A 16,414-nucleotide genomic window follows, 5' to 3' on the forward strand; every position below is an offset into this window, starting at 1 on the left:
GGCTATGATCTACAAGGCTATCGTCTTTCTTCCACTGATCGGCTTCCTGATCGCCGGCCTGTTCGGCCGCTCGATCGGCGCCAAGGCGTCGGAATATGTCACCACCGGTCTGATGATCGTGGTCGCCATCCTGTCGTGGATCGTCTTCTTCACCGTGGCACTCGCCCATGGCGAGCCGGGCGAGGTGATCAAGGTTACTGTCTTGCGCTGGATCCAGTCCGGCGGCATCGACGTCGAATGGGCTTTCCGCATCGATACGCTTACGGCCGTCATGTTCGTCGTGGTCAACACGGTCTCGACGCTCGTGCACCTTTATTCGATCGGATACATGCACCACGATCCGCATCGTCCGCGCTTCTTTGCCTATCTGTCGCTCTTCACCTTCGCCATGCTGATGCTGGTGACCTCGGACAACCTGCTGCAGATGTTCTTCGGCTGGGAAGGCGTGGGTCTGGCGTCCTATCTGCTGATCGGCTTCTGGTTCAAGAAACCTTCGGCTTCTGCAGCCGCCATGAAGGCCTTCATCGTCAACCGCGTCGGTGACTTCGGCTTCATCCTCGGCATTTCCGGCGTCTTCGTGCTGTTCGGCTCGATCAATCTCGAAACCGTCTTTGCTGCCGCCAGCACCTATCTGCCGGCCGAAGGTGCTGCTTCCAGCGAAACCGTCATCAACCTGTTCGGCATGCAGCTGGACAAGGCCAATGCTATAACGGGCGTCTGCCTGCTGCTCTTCATGGGCGCCATGGGTAAATCGGCGCAGTTCCTGCTGCACACCTGGCTGCCGGACGCGATGGAAGGCCCGACCCCGGTGTCTGCCCTCATTCACGCCGCAACCATGGTCACCGCCGGCGTCTTCCTCGTCGCCCGCATGTCGCCGCTGTTTGAGCTGTCGCCGGATGCGCTGACCGTCGTGACGCTGATCGGTGCGATCACCGCCTTCTTCGCGGCAACCGTCGGCCTCGTGCAGAACGACATCAAGCGCGTGATTGCCTATTCGACCTGCTCGCAGCTCGGTTATATGTTCGTGGCGCTCGGCGTCGGCGCTTATGGCGCTGCCGTATTCCACCTCTTCACGCACGCCTTCTTCAAGGCCCTGCTGTTCTTGTGCGCCGGCTCGGTCATCCATGCCGTCGATGGCGAGCAGGACATGCGTTACATGGGTGGCCTGCGCAAGCATATCCCCATCACCTTCTGGACCATGACCGTTGGCACGCTGGCGCTGACCGGCGTTGGTATTCCGGGCACGATGATCGGTTTTGCCGGCTTCTTCTCGAAGGACGTCATCATCGAATCCGCTTATGCGTCCCATTCGGTTCTGTCCGGTTTCGCCTTCACGCTGCTGGTCATCGCCGCGCTGTTCACCAGCTTCTATTCCTGGCGTCTGGCTTTCATGACCTTCTTCGGCAAGCCGCGCGCTTCCGCCGACGTCATGCACCATGTGCATGAATCGCCGATGGTCATGCTGATCCCGCTTTTCATCCTCACGGTTGGCGCGATCTTTGCCGGTGTTGCCTTCGAAGGTTACTTCTTCGGCCACGAATATGCCGAGTTCTGGAAGGGCGCTCTGTTCACGCTTCCGGAAAATGAAATCCTCGAAGAGTTCCACCACGTGCCGCTGTGGGTGAAGTGGAGCCCGTTCTTCGCCATGGCCCTTGGTTTCGTGACCGCCTGGTACATGTACATCAAGTCGCCGGAGACGCCGAAGCGTCTGGCCGCGACCCATCGCGGCCTCTACCAGTTCCTCTTGAACAAGTGGTACTTCGACGAACTCTATGACTTCCTCTTCGTTCGTTCCGCAAAGGCGCTCGGCCGCTTCCTGTGGAAGAAGGGCGACGTCGCCGTCATCGACCATTATGGACCGAACGGCATTGCAGCGCGTGTGGTTGATGTGACCAACCGCATGGTCCGCCTGCAATCCGGTTACCTCTATCATTATGCCTTTGCGATGCTGATCGGCATCGCGGCGCTTGTCACCTGGATGATGCTCGGGAGTGCCCTCTGATGACCGATTGGCCTATTCTTTCAACGGTCACCTTTCTGCCGCTGGTCGGCGTGGTGCTCCTGCTGCTGACAAATGAGAACGGCCCTTATGGTCGCCGCAACATTCTCAATGTCTCGCTGCTGACGACCGTTTTCACCTTCCTCGTGTCGCTGTTCATCTGGATCGGTTTCGACAATTCGAATCCCGGTTTCCAGATGGTCGAAAAACACGCCTGGTTCGGCAACATCGCCGCCTATCATCTGGGTGTCGACGGCATCTCCATGCTGTTCGTCATCCTCACCACCTTCCTCATGCCCTTCTGCGTGCTGGCAAGCTGGGAATCGATCGAGAAGCGCGTCAAGGAATACATGATCGCCTTCCTGCTTCTGGAAGTCGTCATGATCGGCGTCTTCGTGGCGCTGGATACGGTTCTCTTCTACGTCTTCTTCGAAGCGACGCTGATCCCGATGTTCATCATCATCGGCGTCTGGGGCGGCAAGGATCGCGTCTACGCGTCCTACAAGTTCTTCCTCTACACGCTGCTTGGCTCGGTTCTGACCATGCTCGCCATCATGGCGATGTACTGGCAGTCCGGTACGACCGACATGACGGAACTGCTGAAATACGGCTTCCCGGCCGGCATGCAGACCTGGCTCTGGCTTGCCTGTTTTGCGGCCTTCTCGGTGAAGATGCCCATGTGGCCGGTACACACCTGGCTGCCCGACGCCCACGTTCAGGCGCCGACCGCTGGCTCCGTCATTCTTGCCGGCGTCATGCTGAAGCTCGGCGGTTACGGTTTCATCCGCTTCTCGCTGTCGATGTTCCCGCTGGCTTCGGATTATTTCGCTCCCTTCGTCTTCACGCTGTCGGTTCTCGCCATCATCTACACCTCGCTGGTGGCGATGATGCAGGACGACATCAAGAAGCTGATCGCCTATTCCTCCGTCGCCCACATGGGTTACGTGACCATGGGCATCTTTGCCGCCAACGTTCAGGGCGTGCAGGGCGCGATCTTCCAGATGCTGTCGCACGGTATCGTGTCTGGCGCGCTCTTCCTCTGCGTCGGCGTTGTCTATGACCGGCTGCATACCCGCGAGATTTCCGCCTATGGTGGTCTCGTCAACAACATGCCGAAATATGCCGTCGCCTTCATGATCTTCACCATGGCCAATGTCGGTCTGCCCGGCACCTCCGGCTTCGTTGGTGAATTCCTGACCCTGGTCGGCGTCTTCCGTGCCAACACGCTGGTCGCACTGTTTGCGGCAACCGGTGTCATCCTCTCGGCAGCCTATGCGCTGTGGCTTTACCGCCGCGTGATCTTCGGTGCGCTCGAGAAGGAAAGCCTGAAGTCGATGCTCGATCTGTCAACCCGCGAAAAGGTCATCCTTTATCCGCTGGTTGCGCTGACGATCTTCTTCGGTGTCTATCCGGCACCGGTGTTCGATGCGACAGCCGCATCGGTCGATCTTCTGGTAAACAACTATTCGGCTGCATTGCAGGCGGCGCAAAATGTTGCGCTCTCTATGAATTGACGACAGGACCCGTTGGACATGACCGCTGAAATCCTTTTTGCCAGTCTGCACATTGCGACGCCCGAGCTGATCCTTGCGGTCGGCGCGCTGGCGCTGCTCATGATTGGCGTCTTCTCGGGCGACAAGTCGACAACGACGGTAACCGGCCTCGCCGTTGCCCTCCTGCTCGTCGTCGGTCTCTGGATCATTTTCGCCCCGGCATCGGGCGTTGCCTTCGGCGGCGTCTACATCGCCGATTCCTTCGGCAATTTCATGAAGGTGCTGGCGCTGATCGGCTCCATCACCGCCATGATCCTTGCTGTCGGCCAGGGCCGCTTCGAGCCGATCGGTCGCTTCGAATATCCGGTGCTTCTGGTTCTCGCGACGCTGGGCATCCTGCTGATGATCTCGGCCAACAACCTGATCTCGCTCTACATGGCGCTGGAACTGCAGTCGCTGGCACTTTACGTCGTCTGCGCCATCAACCGTGAAAGCCTGCGCTCAACGGAAGCTGGCCTGAAGTACTTCGTTCTCGGCGCGCTGTCCTCCGGCATGCTGCTTTACGGCATGTCGCTGGTCTATGGTTTCACCGGCAATACCGGCTTTAGTGAAATCGCCCAGGTTCTGGCGTCGGAAACCCGTTCGCTCGGCCTCGTCTTCGGTCTGGTCTTTGTTCTCGCCGGCCTTGCATTCAAGATTTCGGCCGTGCCGTTCCACATGTGGACGCCTGATGTTTATGAAGGCGCGCCGACCCCGGTCACCGCCTTCCTTTCGGCGGCACCCAAGATCGGCGCCATGGCGATCTTCGTGCGCATCGTCGTTGACGCTTTCCAGCCGGTCTTTGCCGACTGGCAGCAGATCGTCGTCTTCATCTCCATCGCTTCGATGCTGCTCGGCTCGTTTGCCGCGATCGGCCAGAAGAACATCAAGCGCCTGATGGCCTATTCCTCCATCGGTCACATGGGTTATGCGCTGGTCGGTCTTGCCGCCGGCACGCAGGCAGGCATTTCGGGCGTCATTCTCTACATGACCATCTACATGGTCATGACGCTCGGCACCTTCGCCTGCATTCTCTCCATGCGCCGCAAGGAAATCGGCAATGTCGAAAATGTCGAGGATCTGGCCGGGCTTTCGTCCACCAACCCCTTCATGGCGGTAGTTCTGACGATCCTGATGTTCTCGCTTGCCGGCATTCCGCCGCTCGCCGGCTTCTTCGGCAAATATTACGTCTTCCTTGCCGCCATCGAAGCCAAGCTCTATCCGCTGGCCGTCATCGGTGTGATCGGCTCGGTCGTCGGCGCTTATTATTATATCCGCATCGTCAAGGTCATGTGGTTTGATGAAGCCAAGGGCAGCTTCGAGCGTCCGGCGGGCGAACTGAAGGTGGTTTATGCGCTTTCGGGTCTGTTCGTTGTCGCTTTCGTCGTCTTCGGCGGTGCGCTTGGCAATGCCGTCACGGTTGCAGCAAAGACGTTCTTTTGATCGACACGCCGCGGCATACGGGCCGGATGTCCATCGATGACTTCCGGCACGAGGCGATGGCGGAAACGCCATCGACCAACATCGAATGTTTCGCCCGTGCAAGGGCGGGCGATGGCGGCAATCTGTGGGTTACCGCCATCCGCCAGACCGGCGGGCGCGGGCGTCGCGGCCGGCCATGGGTCTCCGAACCCGGTAATCTCTACGCCTCGCTTTTGCTCATCGATCCTGCGCCGATGGACCGTATCGGCTCTTTGCCGCTTGCCTTTGCACTGGCTGTCTATCGCGCCATCCGTGCGGTTTTGCCGGCAGGCGGTGCGCCGCTAGAGATCAAATGGCCGAACGACGTGCTGATTGGCCGTCAGAAGACCTGCGGCATTTTGATGGAAGCGGAGCTTCTGCCGGATGGGCGGCGGGCAATCGTCATCGGCATCGGTATCAATATCGCCCATAAGCCTGATAATCCGCTTTACCCCGTCACCATGCTGTCCGAACACGGCGCTTCCTGCTCTGCCGATGAGCTTTTCGCGCATCTCTTTCGGGAAACGGCGGATGTGCTGCGCGACTGGGATGAGGGCAGGGGCGTTGCCGGTGTCATGGCTGGCTGGCGGGCGGCTGCCTGCGGTATTGGCGAACATATCACCGTCAATTTCCCGGATCGTTCGATCGGCGGGCGTTTCGTCGGAATTGATGATAATGGTTATCTGCTGCTGGACGAGGACGAGGGCGCAAGGCGCTCCATTGCTGCCGGCGACGTGTTTTTTGGATGAGGTGGACGGTGCGGCTTTATAAAACGCCGCGCCGAACCCGATCCCACAGGTTGGAGTTTTCCTGTGGCTCATAAAAAGCAGGATGGCAGACCGGCTCCGCATCGGCCCGGTCGATCAGATGGTTCAACAGGTCCGATGCTGCAAACATGCGCGGGGCGCGGCAAAGTGCCGTCGTCCACACGCGCTCGTGAATGGATAAAAAGAACAATGGCTAAACAGGACGAACTGGTCTTCCTGCCGCTTGGCGGCGTCGGTGAAATCGGCATGAATCTGGCGCTTTACGGATACGGTCCGGCAGGCAAGCGCGAATGGATCATGGTGGATTGCGGCGTGACCTTTGCCGGTCTCGATCTGCCGGGTGCCGATCTGGTGTTGCCTGACATCACCTATATCGCCGAGCAGAAGAAAAACCTTAAAGGCATCATCATCACCCACGCCCATGAGGATCACTACGGCGCGCTGAACGATCTGTGGCCGGGCCTCAACGTGCCGGTCTATGCCTCGGGTTTCACCGCCGGCATGCTGGAAGCCAAGCGCGCCTATGAAGGCAGCCGCGCCGAAATTCCGATCACTCCCTTCAAGGCGGGCGACCGCATCAATGTTGGTCCGTTCGAAATCGAGGCCGTCGGCGTCAATCACTCCATCCCGGAGCCAATGTCGCTGGTCATCCGCACGCCGCTCGGCAATCTCATCCATACCGGCGACTGGAAAATCGATGAGGCTCCGTCGCTCGGGCCGTTGACGGATGAGGCCCGTTTCCGCGCCATCGGCGAAGAGGGCGTGCTGGCGCTGATGTGCGACAGCACCAACTCGGTACGCGATGGCGTGTCGCCTTCCGAACACGAGGTTTCCGAAGGCCTGCGGCAGATCATTGAAAATGCCGAAGGTCGTGTCGCCGTTACCACCTTCTCCTCCAATGTCGGGCGTATCCGCTCGATTGCCCAGGCGGCAGAGGCGGCGGGCCGTGAGGTGCTGCTGCTTGGCTCGTCGCTGAAGCGCGTTGTCAACGTCTCGCAGGACCTCGGCATCATGGAAGGCATCCAGCCATTTCTGGCCGAAGACGAATATGGCTATATTCCACGCGACAAGGTGGTGCTGATCCTGACCGGTTCGCAGGGTGAACCGCGTGCCGCGCTTGCCAAGCTTTCGCGTGACGAGATGCGCAATGTGGCGCTCGCGTCCGGTGATACGGTGGTGTTTTCCTCTCGCGCCATTCCCGGCAATGAAAAGGCCATCATCGATATCAAGAACGGCCTGATCGAGCAGGGCGTCCATATCATCACCGACAATGAGGCTCTGGTCCACGTTTCCGGCCATCCGCGCCGCAACGAGCTTCTGAAGATGTATGAGTGGACGAAGCCGCAGATCGTTGTGCCCGTCCATGGCGAGGCGGCGCATCTGGTGGCGCAGAAGGAACTGGCCGAGCAGGCCGGCATTTCGCAGGTGCCGAAGGTGCGCAACGGCAATATTCTGCGTCTGGCCCCCGGTCCTGCGGAAGTCATCGATGATGCACCGCATGGCCGCGTCTTCAAGGACGGCAATCTCATCGGCGATATGGATGAGATGGGCATCAGCAATCGCCGCAAGCTGTCCTTCGCCGGTCACGTCTCCGTCAACGTGGTGCTGGACAGCCGTTACGATTTCCTCGGCGATCCCGATGTCGTGCCCTTCGGCCTGCCGGAATTCGATGACGAGGGCGAGGACATGGAGGACACGCTTTACGACGCGGTTCTCGGTGCTGTGGAAAGCATTCCCCGCGCCCGTCGCAAGGATCTGGAACTGCTGCGTGAAGCGGTGCGCCGCGCCGTTCGCGCTGCTGCCAACCAGACCTGGGGCAAGAAGCCGATCGTAACGGTTTTCGTCACCAAGGTTTGAGCCGGAGCCGCGCAAGACTGATGTGTCGGGTGATCTGTGTCATCCGCACTCCGTCACCCCGGGCTTGTCCCATTGCTGTCCGGTTTGAATTTCCGGACAGGCTGCAATCCCCTTGGAGTCGGTGGTGAAGGGTGGACATTCACTCAATGGCATCCTCGGCCCTGTACCGAGGATCTAACGGCGCCGAATAAAATCAATAGGTTGGCCGATCCTCGGGGCAGGCACCAGGATGACGTCGGCACAATTGGCCTGACTTTTCTTCCCATTGGACGACGTCGCCAGCACGGTTCTGTTCCTGCTTCCAAGGCTTTTTGCGCTTCTTGCCGAGAAGTGATTCCGCTTTACGGATGAATGCGTTACAAGAAGCCCATTGTGCAGGAGGATCACATGCCGCTTCTTTCGGTCTTCGCCGTTTATTTCATCGTCTGGTGGACGGTGCTTTTTGTTGTGTTGCCGATTGGACTTCGCACCCAGGCGGAAGACGGCGATGTGGCGCTTGGCACCATTGCCAGCGCACCATCCCGCTTCCGAGGCGGCCGCGTCGTTCTGTGGACAACACTGATATCGGCGCTGATCTGTGGTGTGTGGTACGGCGGATCCTGGTGGTTCGGTTTCAGCCTTGATGATCTCCCGAGAATTGTCCCGGTTTACGACTGAAGTATCGGAGCTTGATTCCACTGCATTCGTGACCTGGAAAAAGTGGCTCCGTCACGTTTGCAACGTAGCGAATGCAGTCTACCTCAAAACCGGGATGACTGAGAATAGGGCAGCACTATCCGTATCGCTGCAAGGCGTATCCGCGGCTTGTCATATGGATGTCATCTCTGTCGTGCACACAGCATAAGCATATTGGGCGGCTGATTCACCGTCACAATTTTACCGGAATAGTCCGCCGGGGCGTTACCATGTGTTGAATCAAAAAAAAACAAGGCCTTTCAGCCTTGTTTTCCAGGTTTCGCGTGATCTGTAACCGTTGCCGGGGCAGCGACGAGCGCGCCTAAGATCTGATCCTCCCAAGACTGACCGCGAAAATGACAAGAATTTAAACTTCTTGCCTCTTTTGTAAGCTAAAGCTAGCTCAATCACCCATGCTTGTCATCTCATTTTTTGCATATTTGTTACAGTCGGCAAAAAATTCTCTATGGTGCAATTTGTCGCACCGGATCAAGAATAATATTCCGGTCAAAGCGTTTTGACGCGAATTAGCTATCTCGAAAATGCCACGAAATCGCCTTCAACGCTCTTTTCATGGCGGGTTTTCTTCTTGGCGGGAAACGGCTATATCCGGCGCCAATATCCCTTTATTCGGGGCGATTCCCGCGCCTTTGCGCGCCGTCGTCCACATCAATGGAAGCCGTCATGCGTCTCAGCCGTTATTTCATGCCCATCCTGAAGGAAAATCCCAAGGAAGCGGAGATCGTCTCCCACCGCCTGATGTTGCGCGCGGGCATGATCCGGCAGCAATCGGCCGGCATTTATTCCTGGCTGCCGCTCGGCAAGCGCGTGCTGGACAAGGTCAACAGGATCATCCGCCAGGAGCAGGACCGTTCCGGCGCCATCGAGCTTCTGATGCCGACGCTGCAAACCGCCGAGCTCTGGCAGGAAAGCGGCCGTTATGACGATTACGGCAAGGAGATGCTGCGCATCAAGGACCGCCAGGACCGCCAGATGCTGTATGGCCCCACCAATGAGGAGATGATCACCGACATCTTCCGTTCCTATGTGAAGTCCTACAAGAACCTGCCGCTGAACCTTTACCATATCCAGCTGAAGTTCCGCGATGAAGTGCGTCCGCGTTTCGGCACCATGCGTTCGCGTGAGTTCCTGATGAAGGATGCCTATTCCTTCGACCTGACCAAGGAAGACGCGATCCACTCCTATAACAAGATGTTCGTGGCTTACCTGCGCACCTTCGAGCGCCTTGGCCTGCGCGCCATTCCCATGCGCGCCGATACCGGCCCGATCGGCGGCAATCACAGCCATGAATTCATCATCCTGGCTGATACCGGTGAATCCGAGGTCTTCTGCCACAAGAGCTTCCTCGACCGTTCCATCCCGGCAGAAAACACCGACTTTGACGATGTCGCAGCCCTTCAGGGTGTATTCGATGAGTGGACGGCCGATTATGCCGCCACCTCCGAAATGCATGATGAAGCAGCCTATGATGCCATTCCGGATGGTGAGCGTCTTTCCGCACGCGGTATCGAAGTTGGCCACATCTTCTATTTCGGCACCAAATATTCCGAGCCGATGGGCGCGAAAGTGCAGGGCAAGGACGGCAAGGAACACCCTGTCCACATGGGTTCCTATGGCATTGGCCCGACACGCCTTGTTCCCGCCATCATTGAAGCATCGCATGATGAGAACGGAATCATCTGGCCGGCCTCGGTCGCGCCTTTTGATGTTGTTGTCATCAACATGAAGGCTGGCGATGCGGCCTGTGATGCGGCTTGCGAAAAGCTGTATTATCAGCTCTCCAACGCCGGCAAGGATGTTCTTTACGACGATACCGACGACCGCGCGGGCCAGAAGTTTGCCACCGCCGATCTGATCGGTGTGCCGATGCAGATCATCGTCGGCCCGCGTTCTGTTGCGAATGGCGAAGTCGAAGTGAAGGACCGCAAGACCGGTGAACGTGAAACCGTCACAATCGAGGCGGCAATGAACAAGGCGCTTGCCTAAGCACGAACGGAAAGATGGGAGCGGCCTTCATGCGAAGACCGCTCCGGTTTTATGGCGCAGGCGCCGTTACGATTGGGACCGATCTTTGGAAAAGACCGATCCTGCAGATTGAGATCAGGGAGACGACATGGCAAAAGCCGATGCTGACAAGGGTGCGGCTCCTTCCGCCCGGGAAAAGACCGCCCGGCCTTTTTCCGCTTTTGAACGCATGGTGGCCTGGCGCTATCTGCGGTCGCGGCGCAAGGAAGCGTTCATTTCCGTCATCGCCGGTTTTTCTTTTGTCGGCATCATGCTGGGCGTTGCAACGCTCATCATCGTCATGGCTGTCATGAACGGTTTCCGTACCGAGCTGATTTCGCGCATTCTCGGCATTAACGGCCATATGATCGTCCAGCCGATCGACCAGCCCTTCAATAATTATGATGAGCTGGCGAAGAAGTTTTCAGCCGTGCCGGGCGTCACCATGGCCCTGCCGCTGGTGGAAGGCCAGACGTTGGCCTCCGGCCGAGGCGGCGCAGGCTCCGGCGCGCTGGTGCGTGGCGTGCGCCAGGAGGATATCGACAAGATCAAGGAAGTTGCCAGCAACATCAAGACCGGCGATCTCGTCGGCTTCATGGCGGGCGACGGCGTTCTGGTCGGCTCGCGGCTTGCCGCACAGCTTGGCGTAACGGCGGGTGATGATATCACCCTCATTTCGCCGGAAGGCGACGTGACGCCGATGGGCGTCAATCCGCGCGTCAAATCCTACAAGATATCAGGCGTCTTCGAGATCGGCATGTCAGAATATGACGCGTCGATGATCTACATGCCGCTGTCTGAAGCCCAGCTTTATTTCAATGCCGACGGCATCGTGCAATCCATCGAGCTTTATGTCAGCCGCCCCGATGACGTTGACGGCATCCGGCCGCTGGTGGAGCAGGCCGCCGAACGGCAGATCTATATCACCGACTGGCGACAGCGGAACCAGACCTTCTTTTCCGCCCTGCAGGTGGAAAGAAACGTGATGTTCATGATCCTGACCCTCATCGTTCTGGTGGCGGCGCTGAACATCATTTCCGGCCTCATCATGCTGGTGAAGGACAAGGGCAGCGATATCGCCATTCTGCGCACCATGGGTGCCAGTTCCGGCGCGGTCATGCGGATATTCTTCATGACCGGAGCGGCCATTGGCACGGTCGGCACCTTTGCCGGCGTGGCGCTCGGCGTCATCGTCTGCCTCAACGTGGAATCCATCCGGCAGTTCTTCTCCTGGATATCCGGTACGGTGCTGTTTGACCCGCAGCTTTATTTCCTCAGCCAGCTGCCGGCCGAAATGGATATCAGCGAGACCATCACCGTCGTCATCATGGCGCTGACGCTTTCTTTCCTGGCAACGATCTTTCCAGCATGGCGGGCCTCCAAGCTCGATCCGGTGCAGGCCCTGCGTTACGAATAAGGACCGCTTCGCAATATGGCAAAAAAAACAGTGCTGCGGCTTACCGGCGTGGAACGGACCTATGGTCAGGGTGAGACGTCGCTTTCCATTCTGCGCAAGGCAGATCTTGAATTGAGGAGCGGTGAGATGGTGGCGCTCGTCGCCCCCTCCGGTACCGGAAAATCCACACTGCTGCATCTGGCGGGGCTTCTGGAACACCCTGACGCGGGTGAGGTTTTCATCAATGGCGCGCCATGCAACGGTCTGCCGGATGAAACCCGCACTGCGATCCGCCGCAGCGACATTGGCTTCGTCTATCAGTTCCATCACCTCCTGCCGGAGTTTTCGGCGGTAGAAAATGTGATGATGCCGCAGCTTATCGCCGGTCTCACACAGGCCGAAGCGCGCAAGCGTGCCAGCGCCCTGCTGGACTACATGCGCGTTGGCCATCGCGGCGAACATCGCCCGGCCGAACTTTCCGGTGGCGAGCAGCAGCGTGTGGCAATTGCGCGCGCGGTTGCCAATGCGCCGCTTCTGCTGCTTGCGGATGAGCCGACCGGTAACCTCGATCCCGAAACCGCGCATTATGTTTTTGATGCGCTGGAGGCCTTAGTGCGCCAGTCCGGCCTTGCGGCGATGATCGCCACCCATAACCACGACCTCGCTGCCCGCATGGACCGACGCGTCACGCTTGCAGACGGCAAGATCGTCGATTTCTGATCATCACGGTCTGAGCCGGCGATATCGTCGAGACGGCTGAGTCGCTTCGCTGCGGCTCCTCCATGGGCCGGCTCCTTCTTCCACAATTGAATTTTTTCCGAACCCGGAGGTGTTTTAACCTCCGGGTTTTTTCGCTTTGGAGTCAGGGGCTTGCCGATCATGGGAACGGAACCGCAGCCGATTCTGCCGCGTTAGCAAGGGGAATATCAGTAAAACCCTGTTGACAATCGAACAAAATGAGAACAAAGTTGGAACATAACGAGTAAGGAGAGACCAATGACTGATTTCATCCGTGACGTTGCCGCTTTCGCTTCCATCGCTGTCTTTGTTGCCAGCTTTTCGGTGATCCTCACTGCCCTGTGAAGGAAACACCGGCGCAGAAGCCTGTATGGAGGCCGCAAGGCTGTGGACTTTAAGCGCCGGAAATCGGAAAATCGCCCCCTCGATTCAGAATGACAGGACGACGATATGGGCGATACGGTTGTGCGTAGAGAAAACTCTGACGAAACGCTGAAAACGCCTGGTTTCGTCCATTTGCGGGTTCATTCCGCTTACTCCCTGCTTGAGGGGGCATTACCCCTCAAGAAAATCATGTCCAAGGCCGTTGCAGATGGCCAGCCGGCAATTGCCATCACCGACACCAACAATCTTTTCGTTGCGCTGGAGTTCTCCGAAAAAGCGCGTGACGAAGGTCTGCAGCCGATCATTGGTTGCCAGGTGTCTATCGACATGCAGGATGCGGCGGAGGATCGCCGCAATCACAACAGCCATCTCGCCAAACTCCCCGCCATCGTGCTTCTGGCCGCCAATGCCGAAGGTTACGAGCGGCTGGTGGACCTGATCAGCCGCGCCTATCTGGAAGGCGAGGGCAGTGGCGGACATTCCGTGCATGTTACCCGCGCATGGCTGGAAGAGGCCTCCAATGCCGGGCTCATCGCACTGACGGGCGCCACTGGCGGTCCTGTCGATATGGCGTTGAAGGAGGGCCATGCCGCACAGGCCAAAGAGCGGCTGCTGACGCTGAAGTCGCTCTTTGGTGACAGGCTCTACATCGAATTGCAGCGCCAGTCCGGTTATGACCGCTCCCACGAGCGACGCATGATCGGCCTTGCCTATGAACATGATATTCCGCTGGTTGCCACCAACGAGGCGTTTTTCCCTTCCAAGGCAGACTATGAGGCGCATGACGCCCTGATGGCGGTGGCGCATAATGCCATCGTTTCCGATGACAGCCGCTTCCGCCTGACACCCGATCATTATCTGAAAAGCCGGCAGGAAATGACGGCGCTGTTTGCCGACCTTCCTGAGGCGCTGGAAAATACCGTCGAGATTGCGCTGCGCTGCTCCTATGTGCTGAAAAAGCGCGGGCCCATCCTGCCACGTTTCACCGGCGCCAGCGAAGATCCGGAAGCGGCCGAACATGCCGAAACAGAGGAGCTTCGCCGCCAGGCGGTGGAGGGGCTCGACCAGCGGCTTGCGGCGCTCGGCATGTCGCCCGGCTATACGGAACAGGATTATCGCGAGAGACTGGATTTCGAACTCGGCGTCATCTCGCGCATGAAGTTTCCCGGTTACTTCCTGATCGTTGCCGACTTCATCAAATGGGCCAAGCAGCAGGACATCCCTGTCGGTCCCGGCCGTGGTTCGGGCGCCGGCTCGCTTGTGGCTTATGCGCTGACCATCACCGATGTCGATCCGTTGCGCTTCTCGTTGCTGTTCGAGCGCTTCCTCAATCCCGAACGTGTCTCGATGCCGGACTTCGACATCGACTTCTGCCAGGATCGCCGCGAAGAGGTGATCCGCTATGTGCAGCGCAAATATGGCCGCGAGCAGGTGGCGCAGATCATCACCTTCGGTTCGCTGCAGGCGCGTGCGGCATTGCGCGATGTTGGCCGCGTGCTGGAAATGCCCTATGGGCAGGTGGACAAGATCTGCAAGCTGGTACCCAATAACCCGGCCAACCCGACGCCTTTGTCAAAGGCCATCGAGGAAGAGCCACGCCTGCAGGAAGAGGCGGACAAGGAACCCGTCGTCGCCCGCCTCCTGGATATCGCCCAGAAGATCGAAGGGCTTTACCGCCACGCTTCCACCCACGCCGCCGGTATCGTCATTGGTGACAGGCCGCTGTCGAAGCTGGTGCCGATGTATCGCGATCCGCGCTCCGACATGCCGGTCACCCAGTTCAACATGAAATGGGTGGAAAGCGCCGGTCTCGTCAAGTTCGACTTCCTCGGCCTGAAGACGCTGACGGTATTGAAGGTCGCCGTGGATTTTGTCGCCAAGCGCGGCATCAAGGTCGATCTTGCCGCCATTCCGCTGGACGACACGAAAACCTATGAGATGTTGTCGCGTGGCGAGACCATCGGCGTGTTCCAGGTGGAAAGTGCGGGCATGCGCAAGGCGCTGATCGGCATGCGCCCCGACTGCATCGAGGATATCATCGCGCTGGTGGCGCTTTATCGCCCGGGCCCGATGGAAAATATCCCGGTCTATAATGCCCGCAAACATGGCGAGGAGGAGCTGGAGTCCATCCACCCCACCATCGACCATCTGCTCAAGGAAACGCAGGGCGTTATCGTCTATCAGGAACAGGTGATGCAGATCGCCCAGGTCCTGTCAGGTTATTCGCTTGGCGAAGCCGATCTTCTGCGCCGCGCCATGGGCAAGAAGATCAAGGAGGAGATGGACAAGCAGCGCGAGCGTTTCGTCGATGGCGCCATCAAGAACGGCGTGTCGAAACCGCAGGCCGACACCATCTTCGACCTTCTGGCAAAGTTCGCCAATTACGGCTTCAACAAGAGCCATGCCGCCGCTTACGCCATCGTTTCTTACCAGACCGCCTATATGAAGGCGCATTATCCGGTGGAGTTCCTGGCAGCCTCCATGACGCTCGATATGGCGAACACGGAAAAGCTCAACGATTTCCGGCAGGATGCCGGCCGCCTCGGCATCGAGGTCGTAGCACCTTCGGTGCAGACGTCTTTCCGCCAGTTCGAGACCGGTGAAAACCGCATCTATTATTCGCTGGCCGCCATCAAGGGGGTCGGCGAGGGCGCGGTCGAACATATCGTCGAAGTGCGCGGCGACAAGCCGTTCACGAGCCTTGAGGATTTCTGCCTTCGTATCGATCCCAAACAGATCAACCGGCGTGTGCTGGAAAGCCTCATCAATGCAGGCGGATTCGACTGTTTCGGCCGCGATCGCGCCGAACTGATTGGCGGGCTCGACCGTATCATCGGTTATGCGCAGATGGCGCAGAACAACCGCACCATCGGCCAGTCGGACATGTTCGGTTCCGGTGGTGGCAACGGCCCGGAAAAGCTGGTGCTGCCGGCCTTCCAGCCTTGGCTTGCCTCGGAAAAGCTGTTGCGTGAATATCAGGTACTCGGTTTTTACCTCACCGCCCATCCGCTCGACACCTATCGCCCCGTGCTGGAAAAGTTGCGTGTGCAGAATATCGCCGATTTTTCCGCCGCCGTGAAACAGGGTGCCACCGCCGGGCGTCTGGCCGGCACCGTCACCGGCAAGCAGGAGCGCAAGACCCGTACCGGCAACAAGATGGGCATCGTCACCTTCTCGGATGCGTCGGGGCAATATGAGGCGGTGCTGTTTTCCGAAGGGCTCGCTCAGTTCCGGGAGCTGCTGGAGGTCGGCAAATCGCTTGTCATCACCGTGCAGGCGGAAGAACGCCCGGAAGGCATCGGTCTGCGCATCCAGACGGCTCAGTCGCTGGAGGAGAAGTCGGTGCAGATGCAGAAGGCGCTGCGCGTTTATGTGCGCGATTCCGGCCCGTTGAAAACCGTCGCCCGCCACCTCAATACCAAGGGCGACGGGTCGGTCTATTTCATCGTCATCAAGGATGAGGGCAGCCGCGAGATCGAAGTGGAACTGACAGAGAAATACCGCATTTCACCTGAGATCGCCGCAGCACTTCGCGCCGCTCCCGGCGTCGTTGATGTGGAACTGGTTTAAGGGTTCAGAC

At 58.6% G+C, this 16,414-nt stretch carries 10 protein-coding genes; all 10 read left to right on the forward strand.

Going from position 1 to position 16,414, the window contains the following annotated elements; all coding sequences use genetic code 11:
- The first annotated feature begins 4 nt into the window (after positions 1-4).
- The 10 genes from nuoL (at position 5) to dnaE (ending at position 16,404) form a co-directional block, all read left to right on the forward strand.
- On the forward strand, positions 5-2,002 hold the full coding sequence (gene nuoL / locus PL640_RS05950) for an NADH-quinone oxidoreductase subunit L (RefSeq protein ID WP_142839610.1): 1,998 nt from the start codon (positions 5-7) through the stop codon (positions 2,000-2,002).
- Positions 2,002-3,513 carry an NADH-quinone oxidoreductase subunit M gene (locus PL640_RS05955; RefSeq protein ID WP_142839611.1) on the forward strand — a complete coding sequence of 504 codons (1,512 nt, stop codon included), beginning with the start codon at positions 2,002-2,004 and terminating at the stop codon, positions 3,511-3,513. The genes nuoL and PL640_RS05955 overlap by 1 nt, the downstream gene beginning before the upstream one ends.
- Before the next feature lie 18 nt (positions 3,514-3,531).
- A complete protein-coding gene (gene nuoN, locus PL640_RS05960; RefSeq protein WP_142839612.1) occupies positions 3,532-4,974 on the forward strand; it encodes an NADH-quinone oxidoreductase subunit NuoN in 1,443 nt (480 codons plus the stop codon).
- 26 nt (positions 4,975-5,000) lie between these two features.
- Positions 5,001-5,741: a biotin--[acetyl-CoA-carboxylase] ligase gene (locus tag PL640_RS05965; protein ID WP_271361084.1), complete on the forward strand. Its 741-nt coding sequence runs from the start codon at positions 5,001-5,003 to the stop codon at positions 5,739-5,741.
- A 207-nt stretch (positions 5,742-5,948) separates the two neighbouring features.
- Entirely contained in the window at positions 5,949-7,616 is a 1,668-nt protein-coding gene (locus PL640_RS05970; protein ID WP_271361085.1) for a ribonuclease J, read from the forward strand.
- Between the two features lie 351 nt (positions 7,617-7,967).
- Positions 7,968-8,273: a DUF1467 family protein gene (locus PL640_RS05975; RefSeq protein WP_271361086.1), complete on the forward strand. Its 306-nt coding sequence runs from the start codon at positions 7,968-7,970 to the stop codon at positions 8,271-8,273.
- Between the two features lie 702 nt (positions 8,274-8,975).
- Positions 8,976-10,298 carry a proline--tRNA ligase gene (gene proS, locus PL640_RS05980; RefSeq protein ID WP_271361087.1) on the forward strand — a complete coding sequence of 441 codons (1,323 nt, stop codon included), beginning with the start codon at positions 8,976-8,978 and terminating at the stop codon, positions 10,296-10,298.
- A gap of 127 nt (positions 10,299-10,425) precedes the next feature.
- Entirely contained in the window at positions 10,426-11,733 is a 1,308-nt protein-coding gene (locus PL640_RS05985; protein ID WP_142839616.1) for a lipoprotein-releasing ABC transporter permease subunit, read from the forward strand.
- A gap of 15 nt (positions 11,734-11,748) precedes the next feature.
- Complete coding sequence (locus PL640_RS05990) at positions 11,749-12,432, forward strand: ABC transporter ATP-binding protein (protein ID WP_046800302.1); 684 nt, start codon at positions 11,749-11,751, stop codon at positions 12,430-12,432.
- 468 nt (positions 12,433-12,900) lie between these two features.
- Entirely contained in the window at positions 12,901-16,404 is a 3,504-nt protein-coding gene (dnaE, locus tag PL640_RS05995; RefSeq protein ID WP_271361088.1) for a DNA polymerase III subunit alpha, read from the forward strand.
- Positions 16,405-16,414: the final 10 nt, after the last annotated feature.

The sequence above is a fragment of the Agrobacterium sp. ST15.16.024 genome (assembly GCF_027956545.1).
Taxonomy (GTDB): domain Bacteria; phylum Pseudomonadota; class Alphaproteobacteria; order Rhizobiales; family Rhizobiaceae; genus Agrobacterium; species Agrobacterium cucumeris.

What these genes read in the sequence shown, in the direction of transcription:
- PL640_RS05965 (WP_271361084.1), top strand. Translation starts at nt 5,001, where the DNA reads ATGTCCATCGATGACTTCCGGCACGAGGCGATGGCGGAAACGCCATCG.
- PL640_RS05955 (WP_142839611.1), top strand. Translation starts at nt 2,002, where the DNA reads ATGACCGATTGGCCTATTCTTTCAACGGTCACCTTTCTGCCGCTGGTC.
- proS (WP_271361087.1), top strand. Translation starts at nt 8,976, where the DNA reads ATGCGTCTCAGCCGTTATTTCATGCCCATCCTGAAGGAAAATCCCAAG.
- PL640_RS05985 (WP_142839616.1), top strand. Translation starts at nt 10,426, where the DNA reads ATGGCAAAAGCCGATGCTGACAAGGGTGCGGCTCCTTCCGCCCGGGAA.
- PL640_RS05975 (WP_271361086.1), top strand. Translation starts at nt 7,968, where the DNA reads ATGCGTTACAAGAAGCCCATTGTGCAGGAGGATCACATGCCGCTTCTT.
- dnaE (WP_271361088.1), top strand. Translation starts at nt 12,901, where the DNA reads ATGGGCGATACGGTTGTGCGTAGAGAAAACTCTGACGAAACGCTGAAA.
- nuoN (WP_142839612.1), top strand. Translation starts at nt 3,532, where the DNA reads ATGACCGCTGAAATCCTTTTTGCCAGTCTGCACATTGCGACGCCCGAG.
- PL640_RS05990 (WP_046800302.1), top strand. Translation starts at nt 11,749, where the DNA reads ATGGCAAAAAAAACAGTGCTGCGGCTTACCGGCGTGGAACGGACCTAT.
- PL640_RS05970 (WP_271361085.1), top strand. Translation starts at nt 5,949, where the DNA reads ATGGCTAAACAGGACGAACTGGTCTTCCTGCCGCTTGGCGGCGTCGGT.
- nuoL (WP_142839610.1), top strand. Translation starts at nt 5, where the DNA reads ATGATCTACAAGGCTATCGTCTTTCTTCCACTGATCGGCTTCCTGATC.